We start from the raw sequence: 16,648 nt of genomic DNA, 5'->3' as shown, positions 1-16,648 counted from the left end.
TATTTTACTGTTTTAAAACAATCTGATTTTCTAACACAGTAGCATCCAAAAATATAGCTTTAGAAACTAACGCCATAATATAAATTAATATATAATTTTATATATCCTCTACTAACTCTTTAATTTTAGTTACCTTAATTTCTTGATTTACATACTCTATTCTTTCTTGTAGCCAACGCTTATGTTCAAGGAACTGTAAACCTTCCAGCTTACTTTCTAGACATTCAAAAAATTGTTTTCTGCCAATTAACAGTGGTACTTCGCTCCCACTCCATGAATAACTTCCAGAAAACAATGGGATTATTTTAAAAAAATTAAACTCTGTTCTCACTTGTAGTAACTTATAGAGCCAATCTATACGCTTATTGTCATCAAAAACTGTTAAACATTCAAATAATAATTTTATTAGTAAATCATTTGCAGCCCACTCTATAATCTTTATGTCAATCCACTGAAAAACTCTTTCTTTATGAATTTCAGATGCCTCTTTATCTAAATGAAACATTTTTTCTAACAAATCCGTAACTACATAATATTTATCTCGAACTTCTACATTTCCCATTATTAATTTGCTAATATCCTCTGCTAATTCTAACCAGTTTTCTTCTTCCCAAATAAATTGTAAATCAATATTGTCAGGGAACTCATAAGTATTCTCTTCATCTTCAATAATACTATTTATAATTCTACTTAAAATAGACTTTTCGTGTCTTGTAATGGTTTTTAAAATAGCAGAATCATAATCGAAATGACGCTCTATTTTTAACACTTTTAAATAAAGCCTTTTTAAAAGTTCAAAATCATTTTTTATATACTCTTTGATATACTTTTCATCATCTGTAACAACCTTTAAAAATGATTCAATACTTCCACAAATCAGTATATCCTCTTGATTTAATAGTGTATTTATTACATTAATGAAAACATTGTCATCAATATCAATATATAATTTCAAAAAAGATAGATCCCTTAGATATCCTACAACATCCCCTTCCGATTTCTCGAAATAATTATATATTTTAGCTAAAAGTTCAGAAGAAGCATTGTTAATACTCATTTCTTCATATATACAATACAGCCAAAAACTCTTATTAAAAAATTCTAACCCCAATATAATATCTTCTAATTGTTCTAATTTATCTATATTCCTTACTAATTTTTGAGGGTGTATATTCATTCTTAAGTTCTCTTTGAAGAATAATTTTAAAATATCCATTTTTTTCTCTTGAGGGGCGTTTAAAATTATAAATTCTATTCTATCGCTTGCTGCGTATACTTTAGAATTGACAAATTTAATATCGATTATTTCATTGCAAATCTTAAAAATCTTTTGGAAAACCACATCTGTAAAATCTTTTGACCAGGTAATTAAATCTTGTTCTTCAACTACTCTATTTTGTTCCTTATATTCCACGTCTGCAAATAATCTTTTATAAACCTGATATTCATAACTATTTAACTTTTTTTCTAAATTGTTATTTAAACTAATTCCATGTTTAGATAACAAATTTCTCAATCTATTAAAAACTATACTTTGCTCTAATGTTAATTCTTTTATATCACTTATTAGTATCTCAATGAAATTTTTATCAAAATTTAAAATTTCTTTATTAATTGACTCTACATTTCTTCGGGCATAGTTGTATAAATACGTATTAATTTCTCTCACATTATATCCATTACTATATAAATCTATTAAGATATCCCATGTTATTTCTCTAATTTTTGATAGTTTATAATCTAATGTAAGTGGAATTTTATAAAAAATAACTTTTCGGTTACTTTTCATTTTTGTATATTCATAGCCAAACTTTAAGAAATAATCTAACATTTTAACTAATAAATTTATAGAAAGTGCATCTCTCTTAGAATTACATTTCTTAGTTATTTTCTGCAACATTTCAAGCTCTTGAGTATATCCATAATTTATTGATTTATCATTAAATCCAAAACTATCCGTCAATACATAATAGACATCTGAAAATTCAGATGGTTTCTTATCTAAGTAATCCAATATTAAATCAATGGCTTCTCTATAGTATTTGGATTGAGCATAATGGGAAAGTAATGATAAAACACTTGAATATTCTTTATTATTCTTATCTAATTCAAATTTATATAATTTACTTTCTTCAATTGAGTATTGATTTATTTGTTCTTTTGCATAAATAAGCCCTTCAATTTCAAGAGCAAACCAAAATGTATTTAAATATTCTTCAATTACCTGTTTATTATTACTTTTAATAATCTTATTATATTTTTCCTTTATAGCATCGCAGATAAATTTCAAATGCTCTTCTTTATAGAAGTAAGAAAATACATTATTTAAGTTATCTATAATTCTATTTTTCAAATTAGGATAGTAATTTGAAATAAATACATCATATGAAATCAATTTTCTTCTGAATATCGTCAAATAAAAAAGATATACACTTAGTATTTGATCTGAAACTTTAACCAGCTCATCTTCATATATATCAATAATTTCCATTGAATGTAGCTTTGATATCAAATCTATAAAATATTCCTTCTGAACATTAGCAATATTACATATTATTTCTATATTTTCATTATCTTTAAGATGAACATTATTCAAAAAGCTAATAATTGCTGCAACCTTCAATAAATCATCGTTTTCTAAATCCATTTCAAAATGAAATTTCACGTCCTTAAAGTAAACTTCTACCAAATCTATTACATTCGCTATACTTTTTAAAGTATTCTCACGTCTAGCGGTATTACAAGCCATAATTGCCAATCTCGGATTTCCTTTAGAAATTTCACATATCCTTTCCACGTAACGCGGATTTTTAATTTCAAAATGGTCACACAATAGGTTGATATCATCTTCTTTTAAAGTGTTAATTTTAAAAATCTTAAATTCATATTTAGAAATTTTTTCTTTTATTTTATCTTCTGCATATTCCCTTACCGTAAATAGCAGTTTAATATGTACACCTTTAAATTTCCAACTAAATAAATCTAATATCAGTTGCATATTAGTTAATAAATTTGCATCATCTATCATTAATAAGTAGTAACCCGGTTCATTAAAATATAGATTTAAATCCTCATATAAATTTTGCCCATTGTTTCTTAAACATTTCACTTTATATTCAGTGTGGTTAGTAATAAACCTTCTAACACTCTCCACAGATAACCGAGTTTTTCCTACACCCGGTGTTCCTGATAAAACAGTTATCTGTTTCTCATTAATTGTCCTAATAATATCCTCTATCTCTTTATCTCTACCAAATATGTCGATATCTAATGGCGTAGCAAATTTGGCACTATCATTAAACCTTATAAAATCATCTATATCCAAAATTTGTTGAGTATCGATTGATATTCCTAAAAAATCTTTCATAATTAAGGGATACTCAATTAATTTATAAGCAATAGCATCCAGAGATACTACATCGACACTTACACCATTATTGCTTCCTTCTAAAATTATCTCTTCTATTTCTCCAGTACTGAGTCTTGTATTACAACAACAAATTATTTTTTCTATTCGCCCATTAGAAATACCTGTTTTATTTTCGTCTAAGCATTTTTGAATATCTTCTTTGAACTTTGAAACTACATTTGATTTTTGAACCGTATATTCGATATATACGTACATTCTATTCTCAGACTTTATAAGAGTATCAGGAGTACCTGTCTTAGTATTGTTATTCGCTAATACAGAACCAATAGGATACAGCTCACCTTTAATCTCTTTAGCAAAATAAGCATCCATCAAATTCTGAAATTCCCCACCATTTAGCTCTCCTAATCTCATTTGAATTTCATTGATTTTACTCATCTTTCTACCTCTAATCATTTTTAATATTTTTTATAGCGGTTGGTTGCTCGATTATTAATATTTCTAGATCTATTTCTCAACTTAAGTACATCTACATATTCAATCTTAATATTTTCAAGCCCAATTCTGTGCCAAATACTTAAAATTTTTTCTCAGTTCGCTATGATAATGCATTCATTATTATAGTTTTATAATGAAATTTAATCAAAAACAGCTCACAAACACACATTTTATAGTAAATAAGAAAAATCCCCAAAAAGGTTTTTCAAAATGCAGTCGTTTCTTACTAAATAACTATTTCGTTTTATTAAAAGTTTGATTAAGCTCATAACAACATTAGATAAAACCATTTGAATCAACAAGCGCTATTAAAAATACATTATTTTATTAAATTTAATATTCAATTCTTGATTCATAGACATCTTTCTAAAAGCATCGTTTTTTTCATAAGATATATGCAGTAATGTTTTTAATAGGTTAAAATCTTTTTGTTGATGGTCATTAAGAGAGAAATAAACATATCGAATATCATTAATCTAGATTGGCTTAATACGTTAAAATAATCCCCCTAAAATACCCAATGTTATATCTGATAATTGGATAAAAATATTATTATCTGATTTAATAAATTCATCCTCTACAATTTCTCTTAATCCAACTTTATTCCATTCTTTTTAATTTCATCCTGTACTTCAAATTCCTCATCAAAAGAATGTAATACATTTTAAAACACAAATATACGCTCTACATACATTAAATAATACTCTTTAATAAGAATTTTATCTTCATTTACTTTAGATGCAAATAATTTTAAAGACACAACAAAGATAGTCAAAGTAATTGTTGCATCTATACTATCTAAATAACAAGAAATAGAATTGCTACAAGTTTATTTTACTAGATATCTCTTATATAGATATATTAATTGTTATTATGGAATTCAGAGAGAAATTTTGGGCTTGCTTGTATTATAACAACAAAAAAGAATCCTGTTTAAAACAGGACCCCCAAAAATATTTATTATCTGATTTCATCGTATCTGTTTTATAAACATCACCGCTTTATTTTTAAGCTATAGTACAGTGGAAAGACGATTTCTAATAATAACTACAAAATCCAAATCCCCCTATATTCAGCTTTCTTCAAAGCGATACAACTTTTTTCTTATAATATTAGTTAATTTCACTCCTAAAAACAGCCAACTACCAAACTACAATAAATTTTTGAATTAAGCATCCTCGTTTGGTTCTTCTATAAACCACATATTGCCCTCAACCTCATTACCATTTAAGGTGTATATCCCACTAAAAATAAGCCTACCAACAAGATTCCAGGCAGTCCCTGTAAATAGTTGCTTTTCCCCACCAACTAGCCAAACTAATTGCAAGTCATTTTCATGTAACCACGATTCTATTAACTCTGCTCTTATTAGAGCATAGGAAGGACCTGCTTCTTTAACACTTGGATCTATAAAAGCTAATTCTGTAGCATTATCTATCCATGACCCACTTTGTCCTTGTCTATTTGCAAGTTCTAATGAATGAATAATTTGTTTAGAAGGCATATAAAAAGAATGTAGACCTTCTTTAGAGTTATCTGTATCCTCATTTTCCCACTCATACTCACATACAGGTATCAGATGCTTGACACTTACTAATCCCGTATAATCCTCCGCAGCCTCTCGCCAGTCTACTAACTCTTCACATGAAGGGTGCCATGGGTATTCCTTTAAAAACACCTGTTGTCCTGTAGAAACTGGACTTAAAATACCAGGATCACAAAGGTTTTTTCCAGTAACAGAGTCTCTTAATTTCTTTATGTCTTCTTTCTTTACGATACATGAATTTATTCTAAACCATCCATCTTGTGCAGGAATAACATCCTTGTCTTCCATAGGCTTCTTATCCCATTTAGTAAACCCTCGTAGAACTAGCCATTCTATATCATCCTGTGGATTAGTTCTTTTGAGAAGTTCATTAAATTCTGGGACTAAAGTCCTGTTCCATAACCATGCTTTTATATCCTCTAATTGTCCATTTGTAAAAGGAAACTTATACGGCTGCCACCAAGCTGTAGTTTCCTGTCCATCCGAAATACAATCCTTATCCTTTCTCTGCCAAACGGTGGGATCTATATCTCGCTTATCAATTTGCCAAGGTCCCAAAAATTTGGAATCGTCAACATCACTATATCCACGGCCTATCCAATGAACATTATCAGACATTCTAGCTAAAAATTCATGAAAAGCTATCCACTGATATTTTTTCCCTATTCGTTCTATATTTGATTGATTCCTGCCATAGTGATTTATATACATTCTCTCAAAATCCTCAAAAAGCTCCGACTTCCAGCCTAATTCATAAGCTCTCTTACAAACCCATCTCTGAGCATGTTCTTTATTAAACCTCGCTGGGCTGTCGTGAAATCCAAGATCAATAATCCACTTAAAATACTCCCTATCACTTTCATCCTGCACAGCTTCAATTTGCTCTTTCAATTCATTCCAATCCATATCCATTTCTTGATACTTATTAAAAAGACTTCCAATTTTTTTAAGTTCTTCATCAGAGTCTAATACTTGGTCATTTTCATCAGTCCATATATTCACACCACTTTCTTCTAGAATTTGAAGAAAGTATTTTAAATTGAATTTGGATTCATTATTCCCTTCAATCTTCTTATCCAAATAGAAATAATATTTCTCTTTCAGTTCATGAGGCAGTGAATTAGCAAATTTTCTGTGTACTTCTAAAGTACTCTCAGGTCTTTGTTCACTTAGAATTGTTGGGGACCAGTTTCTAACACATCCCATTGTGTAGTTTCCAAAATCCCCAGGAAAACCAAGTACCGAATTTTTTATAGAGTTTGAAGATTTATCTTCTATCAACTGCTCAATTTCTTCTTTTGTTGGATTCTCAACAGGCCATTCGCTAATATAGGGAGGTCTAAATTTATCTGGAGTAATGTCAGATGAAAGTATTCCCTTAGCATATGCTAGCTCAATAATCCCCCTCGCATAGTCACGCAACAAGATATGAGGATATGGCTTTCCATCTTGGAAAACTATTTCATAAATGAGTTCTGCAACATCTTTTATCACAGTAACATCATTAATATTGCAAACTGCCCCATAACTTGCTGCATATAACCTTTCTACTAAGTATAAATCGTTACAATCCTTATACTTTCTAATTAAGTTAGAAATAAGAGTAGGAAATTCTGAAAAAATTCTTGCTAACGACTTTGTTGCTTCATTACGTACCTTTCGATTTGAAGTGGTTGTCATCCAGATTAAAGCAATAGACGTAAGTCTTATACGTTCCAGTTCGACATCTCTTACATCTACTGAAAGTGACCACTCTATCAACGTTCTAATTATAGATTCCGCTTGCCCTTCGTCCTCTTCTTGATCATTGAGAGCAATATTTGTTGACCAAAAAGCATCCCGCTCAGGTAAAGACATTCTTGCAAGATTTCTATCCAGAAAATCCGCATTCCATGGATGATTAGGCTCTGTCGATAACGCTAAAAGAATATCCAAAGCTTCATTATGGAATCCAATTCGATTGCTAGTAATCTGATTCAATAAATTAACACTTTCCTCTGTAAACGAATTCGGAGAACGCCAAAGTATGCCATTTATAAATGTCCTTTCTAGCATCCAATTATAATTGGAAAATTCTTTAGGTATAAACTCTATTAACTCATGTCCAAATTGTTCTGGAAAACAGATGCCAAGAGCTTCTATAATTCCCCCTAACTGATAAACACTTCCATCTTTTAACATACTTCCAATTAGACCTTCTTCTGAAAAAACGGCCTCTATATTATCCTTTGACACATAATGACTAAGTATATGCTGTGCAATGAAATAGTCGCTAAATCTTTCGTAAGTAAAACGAATTACTTCCGTACCACGAGGTGTCCCTTTAGTACTTGGCTCAACATCAAGTGATAAAACTCCTTCATCAATAAGAAGATTAGTAAGGCTGTCACCCATGTGTAGCATTGGATCAAACTTATCAATTATTTTCCGCGCCTTAGTAATAGGAAGACCTGGTAAATAATCAGGGAAAATAAATTTTACAAATTCATTTAAAGCATCCCTTACAATTTCTTCACCCGGACGATACCTCTTTTTTCGATTAATTATCTTAGTGGCACTAGCTAGGTAAAAATCAAAAAGCTGACTTTGTCCATTCATCCCCTTCGGAAAAGAAGTAAGTCCGTTTATTTTAAGTGACTTACAACATGTTTTTAGAAATAATGGATTACTAAATTCAGGAGACGTTATTGGTGTACTTGGCTTTGAGATGCCCTGTTTCGATAGATATTTTGCAGCTGCTCGATGCTCATATCCCTTGAACCCAACATGCACTAATTGTGTCAGATGGGCCTCAGGGATATCTGGTAAGATATAATCCTTATATGTTGTACGACAGCTAAGAAGAACTGCTATGTTCTGATATTTACTTATCTCTGATAAGAATGCCGATATATTCTCAAACCATTCATCCCTATAATGTCCTTCATTTATTGCATCAATAATAATAAGGGTTCTAGTTTTTTTTGCCTCACCAGCCGAATCTAGTGCTCCTAAGACTTGTTGATAAGAGCTTCCCTTTAAGTCTAAAGAATCCAAAATTAAATTTAAAGGGTTTCCACCAGAATAGTGTTGTCCAAGTAAAAAAAGTGTTGGAAGAGATGCATCTATACGTTTTAAAGCTATATCACATAGCAAATGCGACTTACCGATACCTGCTTCTCCTAATAGGATTGCCGCTTTACTAACAGCAGCTTCAAGTGCCTTGCTTTTCAAAAAACTTCTAAAGCTCTCTAACTGATTATTCAGCTTACTTAGGTGACTAATACCTACGGAAAAATCAGATTTATTTTGGGGATACTCGGTTTTATCGTCAGACTCATTTGTATTGTGAAGTATCCTACGACATTCACCTAACTTCTCAATTGTATCCAAACATAGAGTGTACAAATACTTACTGTTCTCTAAAAACTTGTTTTTAATAATACAATCACCAAATTTTTCATTTAAAAACAGAATACTTTGTTGGAGCTCTTTCCAACAATTTTTGACTTCTACGAGCTTATTCCGTTCAATAAATTTAAGGACAGATCCAGCTAAATTTGAAATATTACTCTTCTGCTCAAAAAGACGTTCGTTCCATTGCGGTGTTAAGCCTAAACCATTAAGTTGCTTTGCTATAGGTAGATCTAGATGAAACTCAGATGTAAATCTTTCTCCTAACGATTCACGTGATTTTTCGGCAATCTTCGTAAGTAATCGGTGATGTATAACAGGCTCATTGAACCAGTACAATGCCCTACCAGCATATTCGGGACTATCTGTCTGTAACATCTGACTAATTTCATGTTTACACCAGTACGTAAACTCCACATTCATTCCTTTTACCTCAGCTAGAGCTCTCCACTTCTCAACATGCTCTAACCACTTATCCCATGCTGAATTCACAACTTTACCATTTACACCTGTTTTTCTACTATCTGTCCAGTCTCTAGGCAAACACACGTAATATTTAGTGATTTTTGGATGTTTTTCCAAAGCTGTTTCAACAGATTTAGATATTTGTACCCACTGATTATCTTTTATACTCTCTGTAAAGAATTTTGCTTGCCATGCATGTTCTGTTCCATCTAGTAGCTTCCAATAACACTCTACACCTGCATCGCCACCTGCACCTTCCTTTCGGACAAAATAGTCTGCATTTTTAGGTCGAGAAAGATGTGCAAGCTGACATATTAGCTCTTCAAACCCATTATCTTGACTACCATCATGATTTCTAATCTTCAAAAAATCTACATCTAACACCCTTCATTCCCCCGTATCTATTTGATGATATACATCAAAGTATGTTTATAATTCATTATAACATTGTACAAACATTAAAAACTTTCATACAAATAATTTTATGTATTTATCCTCTATTCTCAAGATCCCTTCAATTATAATTAATGTCTTACTCTCTATTTAATATCACGATTAGAACTTTACATTTATTTTATAATTTAAAAAGAGATAGTCTAAACCCTGAGGATATAATTCTATCTCTTTGAATTGTTATTTTCACATACAACTATCAACTCTCTATTTTAATACCATGTATAACTCTACTAATTATATTTTTTCATAATGACTAGTTTTAAAGAGTTCTAAAATCATCTAATAGAGACTTTTTATATGGTTTTAATTTCTTATTTTGTCTATTTTCTAGGTTAATATTCTCTTTTGATGCAATCCTCAAAAATTCATCTGCCGAAAGATTAAACATATTTTCCATAGCTATTTTGATAATTTCTTCAGACTCTGCTCCTAATTCATTTAAACCTCTTATCTTAGGATTGCTTATTGCTCCCCTCTCAAACATTCGATAGATAGTTTCCTCTTGCATATAAATTCTTTTCTCCAAAGACTCTATATATTGAGACTGACTAACTAATTTTTCTTTTAGTTGAATAATTTCTTCATTAAACTTATTGTTTTTTTCAATACTTAGTCTTAATTTTTTTTCAAATAATATGAGATATTGAGATAGCTTTTCTGTATCCTTGCAATTATTTTTAAGTACATTTTTAATATTCGGTATTTTAAACTCATTATCTTTTTCATGTTTCAGTATCCCATGAACGGTATTATTGTACTCTTCTATTATCTGAAAACCTTTTCGCTCAGAGCGTACCCAATAATTGTCTGATATTTCTTTATCTAGCCAAGGAAGTTCTCCCTCTTTAAAAAGCTTTTTTGTATATTCACTTAGAGTTCTTTTTGGTATTTCCGTACTTATCCCATTTTCTTTTGTAAATCTTAAAATTATTTTTCTAATTTCATCTTCTGGGTATTCCTTAGTTCTTCTGCCCACTTTTTTATTCATATTTCAACCAACCACCATATCGTTCTGAGAATTCATCTACACGCTCTAACAATCCTCTTAATTTCTTTGATTCAATTGCTAAATCGTCAGTTAGCTTCGGATTAATCTTATCATATGTTTTATTTATTAATTTCTGATGTAAATTAAAAAGAGTTTTATATGATAATTTTATCTTGTCTTGCTTCCGTTCTATCCATTTTTCAATTTCTTCCCGTTTTTCTAGGAATTCATCCAATTCGATTCGCCAATATTCTTTACAATCAAAGCATTCTACCTGACAATCCTTTACTTCCGCAGAACAGTATCCTATCTTCAATTTCTCCCATTTATCTTTAGAACTTTTAGCTGGTGAAAAAATAAATTTTTCCCTAAATGTTTTCCCAATGTTTACATGATCATTTGATTTTGCTACATCAAACAAAGGATTACCTAAGTGTTTTCCCATCATACTAAACATTTTAAATAACTTTGATATTCCTGAATCAGCCAAAAAATAATTATGCTGTTGATAATGCCTCTGTGAATATAATGTACTATGGCCACCTAAGCGTGCTATCTCAATAGGATGAAATCCCTGTAGCATTAGAGAAATGAACGCAATATGTCGAGTATCATTTGGCCTTAATCGACGTTCGATATCAAATTTAGATAATCCTTTCTTAAGACTCTTCCTAATTTGATTCTCAGAATCTTCTCCTATAGATCTTACATTTAAATTATAAGGTGAAGCAGCAATTATATTTTCATAAAAATCATTCAAAATCCCCCTAAAAACTTGCAGAGTCATAATATTCACGTTTCTTTTTATCTTTTTTTTCATATAGTTAGGGCATTTTATATCCTTATGTGCTTTATACGATATAAGGGTCCTGGAATAGCCATAGCCTTCTGTTAAATCTAAGTATTCCTTTATCATCATGAAGACGCTTTCTGTTATCTCCACTTGAGTAGCTACTGGTTTCCCCTTATTTCCTTTCACTTTTGTTCTTGGTAAAGAAAGATAATATTTCCCGTCTTTAGAAATTATGCAATCTCGCTTTATAATCAAAAATTCTCCACTTCTTATCGGGATAACTGATGTTATAGACCACCAAAGTCTTAAAGGATAATAGTATATATATCTCTCGTCATTTCTGTCCATATTTTCAAAAAAATCATTCATAATCCATACAAACTTTAAGCAATCACTTACAGTTGGAATCGTTCTAACTCTTACCACCTCTATGGGAATATATGCTATTGCCTTTAAATACTCCTCTGTAGCCTCAAAGCCATCATAATAATCAAAGAAATTATATAATGTTGATACTGTTGGCCTTCTTACACTATGCCCTAACATCGTATTTCCAATAAACTCTTCAAGCAATTCAATTCTAAACCCTTTGGTAAATCGTAATGCTTTTACTAATCTACCAAGATAATGTTGTACAGTCAGAGGTTCATATTCAGCAAGAAGGCTAGCTGTCCAACATTTTATTATTATTTTCAGCTTAGATGTTTCTTGAGTGGTCATTCCTTCAATTTTTATTTTTTCATCTTGAAAATCAAAAGATATTAGCTGATCATTTACTTCCTTGTGCACATACCATACATCACTATCAAAATCTAGTACTGTTAGCTCATTTTCATCTATATTACTTAAGTGTTCCTGAGCTGTTGCGACACTAATCTCAATATTAAATTTTTCCTCATTAAAATCTTCAAATTCAACTTCGGGTATTTTATTTACTGCACTACTCACTCTCATTTCACCTCTTTATCTCTGGTATGTATTTCGCAATAGAAGGAATAGCACGCAACATACCTTCAAATTCTTCCCGGGTGATATTAAAAAAATCATAAATCGAATCCCCAAATTTCTCTTCCGCCTCTTTAAATAACTTTAAATCTTTTATAAACAGAATGGCGTCTCTTTCTAAATCACCTTTATATTCATATTCACCGTAACTCTCCATTAATTTCTTAACATGCTGAAGTATTTTTTCAGTGATAGTAGATAGTGCATAAAAATTATAAATAGCAAAAGGACATCCTATGCAGTCATCTCTTTCTTGATAAATGCACTCTGCTGGCGATATTATACACTGTACACAATTGGTTTTAGAATATAATAATCCCATGTTAAGCTGATTGTGTAGATATCGAATCTCGTCTCTATCTAATCCCTTAATAATATCAATAACCGCGTTTTCTCGTTTTACTAGATATGCCAAAGAGTTTATAATTCCCTCTAGCCTCAGGTCCTTACCTAACTTGTTATAAATAATCTCAATTTGTTTAGTCCTTTCAGCAATATCCCTACTAGTACCAAAAAGAACATTCGCAAATCCATCTGCTATAAAACCAAAATTGTCTCTAGAAAAAACCTGTTTACTTAAAAAATTTAAATCCTTTTGGTCCACATAAATATACAAATTAGTGGATTCTATAGATTTATGATTACGAAGAAATTTCAGTATCTCTAATTCATGAGCTGGGCCACCGTAATCTTTAATTATGCTATAAGCAAGCGTAATAAACGTTCTATTCATTTTTAAAGAAGTAAATTTAAGAGAACTATTTGAAAAATCCTCAAAAAAACCTCCATAAACAGCTTTAGTAATTTTTCGATTCTTTGTACCAAAATCTATTAAAGAGTCGCTCAATGGATTTAATATTCTAGTTCGTATCTCACATAAAACTAAAGCATACGCTACTGGTAAAACCAACTGATTAGAACAATAAAAATAGCGCTGGGCACCTGTTTTGGAATGTTTTAACTTTAAACATTTAACTTTTAATTTCGTTATAATCTTTTCAGCGTCCTCGACACATATATCGTTATTCCTTAGCCAATCAATACTGTCCTCTATACTAGTACCATTAAAGTCTATTCTTGGAATCTCAGTACAATCCCAATGCCTCCAAGCATTATTTAAATGTACTAACATATACAACCAAATTGATTCATATCTATTGTAAACAATTCTTTTAGAATTAGAGTGTATATATTTATTTATATCTTCCTTAACACTATCTATGGCCTTATCTTTATGCATAGTTAGATCAGTAATATACTCAAAAAATTCCGTATATTCACAAGGACTATATACCCTATTACTCCTCTCCTTGTGCTCATTAGACCATGCCTTGAACGGACTCTTTAATTCCCTTAATTTAAATTTTTTTCTTCTATGAGCATATTCGGTCATTTCATGGATTTCTTTAAGAAATAAATATATAATTTTCTTAACTCTATTCTCATTTGAGAAAAACATAAAGTTAAGCTCTTTAGAAGAATACATAAATATCTCTTTATCAATTAACCATTCAGTCAACACTTTTGTAGCGTTAAAATATTCACTAATTCTTCCCGAATAGCTACCATTATTTTTGGTTTTACTATTTTTAGATTTTTCATACAAATATTTAAACCATAGTCGCTCTGTCTCTTTGCAACATTCCGAAAATGCTATTCCTTCCACTTCTACCCTATAAATAACATTGTCGTAAATGCTTCCTCTATCAACAAATAAATTAAATCTATTTTCTCTTCTCTCAACCTCAGCAGCTACATCACTCTTTAAATATAAATATTTATTAATATGATACTTAGGAATTACTCGTAACAACAATGGAACTTCAATTTTCTCTATTTCTAACATCGCAGTATCTATATTTAAATCATACTGAGCTAAGATTTCACTTCGAGTATAGTATTTAGATCTCAGTTTATTATCCAAGTCGTCTATTTGTTTACGCAAATGTAGAATATCATCCTCATTAAAATAAACATGCCTTCCTATCTTCTTTTTTATATTCAAAAATTTATTTTCAAGAAATTTTTCATAAGTATGATTATTTAGATTCAAAATTTGAAACACATCTGTCCTCATTATAAGATTATCATTTTGCACATTTACCCTCATTTTCTGCCCAATTGTCTTTTTTCTATATGCAAGATATTTCTCAATATCTTCTCGATGATAGAAAGTTGCTTGTCCTCTCCCAGCGAAATCTATTTTCCTAATGTTATGATTTTTAATAATTTCCCATATAGTCCCCTTTTTTAATCCTGTAAGCTCTTGAAATTCCGTATCTCTCATATAATTATTTACTATGTCTACCACTTCTTTTTTTCTAATAAACCTTGTTTCATGCCGGTATTCCGATTTTTCATATAATGTTACTAGAGGGTATCTAAGCTTCCTAACATATATACCTATGTCGTCAGCAATTTTAACAAGTCTTCTAAAAGATGCACTAACTAAAGATTTATCCGAACGTACTATACCTATATACTCACAAAACTGTCTTATGGTAAAATACCCTTGTTGAAATCGTCTTTCCCACCGCTCATGTCGTTGGAAATCATTTTTATTAATAAACACCTTCCCTCCCACAACTTTAAATTTAGTAATTCTCTCATTCTCCAAAAAATCCAAAGCGCTTGGTGGTATCTTATAATCTAGATTTTTTAAATCAATATATTGTCCATCCATTTTTCAACCCTCTCCATATATATAAGCTTCCTCTATCCGTTTTCCTCTCTTCAATAATTTCTTCTCCACTTCTCGCTTCTCCATATACAGTTGATAGAAAATTGATATGGCTCTGTACTTTACTAAGGGAAGTTCGTTTTTCAACATATTCCAAGGTAGCTGTTAAACTTTTATCTCCTCTAAGATTTGCTATTTCTTCAATACTTAGACCTAGATCAATTAGGAAGTTTGTGTACACACCTCTCCCTATATGAGTAGACCATTCAGCACTAGTTAAAAATTCAATATCCTCATAACGATTATTTGCTATAAGTTTTGCTAAAAATCTCTCTTTAATCTTTACAAATTTTTTAGCGTATCCTGTCCCACTTATAGGTAATCCTGATTTTTTAGAGATAAACAATGCTCCTGTATCCTTATCCTTAAACTTCCTCTTTATTTTTTCTAATTGTGCCATATGTGCATAATACACCTCCCACAACTTTTGATCATCAAGAACCATTGTCTCTCTTGGTCTTTTGACTTGAACATCGTACTTGGAATTTAAATGTCTAAATAGAATATCCTGATTATCTCTTATATCGAGCCACATTCCTCCATTCCCTCGAAATCCATTCTCATAAATTGAGTCCCTCATGAGATTAACGACCTCACCTACCCTGAGACCACTCAGAAACTGAAAACATACTCCCAATGCTATACCAAATGCTTCTGCTTCTTCAATAAACTCATAGGCTAACCTATATCTATTTGGTCCAAAGTCTTTTAGTTTGTCTCTCGTGTTAGTCTTATTTCTATTAGGCCGTGAAACCTCCATGTTTGATTTACTAAATACAGACAATGGTCTCTCTATTTTCTTACCAACTGTTCTATACATCACTTGAAATTCCTCATCTATTAAATCATTCTCTTGTAAATACGCAAAAAAGTTAGTAAGAGTTTGTTCACAATAAACCGCTCTATTAAAACTAACTCCTCTATAGGTTAAATCTGTAATAAAATCACCACCATGCTTACACTGTAATCCTCTTAATCCCATAGAGCATAGTTCCTTATACCCCTCAACATCATCCTCAATATTACTGTATACAAAGTTCAGAAATTTACATATTACTCTAGCGGCCTTAAGTTGCGTGTGATAAGATGCTCCTTTACTTACATACTTTGCCCTTAAAAAACCTGTAATTGGATGAGGAACAACTAATTGTGTATAGTTGTTTTTTAAGGATATTACTACATTTTCATTTGCTACAAGCTCTCCACCTATCCTTTGGTATAATGTAACACTCTTAGGCATCCAGCGGAATTTTACATCTAAGCTTTCCATACCTTGCTCAATCTCCATGCAAATCTCCTCCTCCCACAAAAAAACAAGCAAATCTTAACCGATATTACATAACTTAATTATTATATATATTCCATTTAATTGTATACTGAATAATCAAAAAACT

The 16,648-nt window shown here is 30.8% G+C and carries 6 protein-coding genes; all 6 read right to left on the bottom strand.

Going from position 1 to position 16,648, the window contains the following annotated elements:
* Positions 1–97 precede the first annotated feature (97 nt).
* The 6 genes from MHI26_RS10915 to MHI26_RS10890 all read right to left on the bottom strand — a co-directional run bounded on the left by MHI26_RS10915 (position 98) and on the right by MHI26_RS10890 (position 16,542).
* The gene (locus MHI26_RS10915) at positions 98–3,808 is read right to left on the bottom strand and encodes a hypothetical protein (protein WP_340808730.1); all 3,711 of its coding nucleotides are present in this window, start codon (positions 3,806–3,808) and stop codon (positions 98–100) included.
* Positions 3,809–5,036: 1,228 nt separating this feature from the next.
* Positions 5,037–9,656: an AVAST type 2 anti-phage system protein Avs2 gene (gene avs2, locus MHI26_RS10910; RefSeq protein WP_061666616.1), complete on the bottom strand. Its 4,620-nt coding sequence runs from the start codon at positions 9,654–9,656 to the stop codon at positions 5,037–5,039.
* Positions 9,657–9,987: 331 nt separating this feature from the next.
* Positions 9,988–10,716, bottom strand: coding sequence for a hypothetical protein (locus tag MHI26_RS10905; protein WP_061666617.1), 729 nt, complete (start codon positions 10,714–10,716; stop codon positions 9,988–9,990).
* A complete protein-coding gene (locus MHI26_RS10900; RefSeq protein WP_061666618.1) occupies positions 10,709–12,463 on the bottom strand; it encodes a site-specific integrase in 1,755 nt (584 codons plus the stop codon). The genes MHI26_RS10905 and MHI26_RS10900 overlap by 8 nt, the downstream gene beginning before the upstream one ends.
* Position 12,464: 1 nt before the next feature.
* Positions 12,465–15,197 carry a hypothetical protein gene (locus tag MHI26_RS10895; protein WP_061666619.1) on the bottom strand — a complete coding sequence of 911 codons (2,733 nt, stop codon included), beginning with the start codon at positions 15,195–15,197 and terminating at the stop codon, positions 12,465–12,467.
* Positions 15,178–16,542: a site-specific integrase gene (locus tag MHI26_RS10890; RefSeq protein WP_340808729.1), complete on the bottom strand. Its 1,365-nt coding sequence runs from the start codon at positions 16,540–16,542 to the stop codon at positions 15,178–15,180. Before MHI26_RS10890 ends, MHI26_RS10895 begins: the two co-directional genes overlap by 20 nt.
* Positions 16,543–16,648 lie beyond the last annotated feature (106 nt).

This window comes from Bacillus sp. FSL K6-1218, assembly GCF_038006445.1.
Classification (GTDB): Bacteria; Bacillota; Bacilli; order Bacillales; family Bacillaceae_G; genus Bacillus_A; species Bacillus_A thuringiensis_S.
The sequence above is the reverse complement of the archived record's forward strand: the minus strand, read 5'-3'. Positions and strand labels throughout refer to the sequence as shown.

Coding starts and splice junctions, on each gene's coding strand:
- MHI26_RS10895 (WP_061666619.1), bottom strand. CDS start 15,197: ATGGATGGACAATATATTGATTTAAAAAATCTAGATTATAAGATACCA.
- MHI26_RS10915 (WP_340808730.1), bottom strand. CDS start 3,808: ATGAGTAAAATCAATGAAATTCAAATGAGATTAGGAGAGCTAAATGGT.
- MHI26_RS10890 (WP_340808729.1), bottom strand. CDS start 16,542: ATGGAGATTGAGCAAGGTATGGAAAGCTTAGATGTAAAATTCCGCTGG.
- MHI26_RS10900 (WP_061666618.1), bottom strand. CDS start 12,463: ATGAGAGTGAGTAGTGCAGTAAATAAAATACCCGAAGTTGAATTTGAA.
- MHI26_RS10905 (WP_061666617.1), bottom strand. CDS start 10,716: ATGAATAAAAAAGTGGGCAGAAGAACTAAGGAATACCCAGAAGATGAA.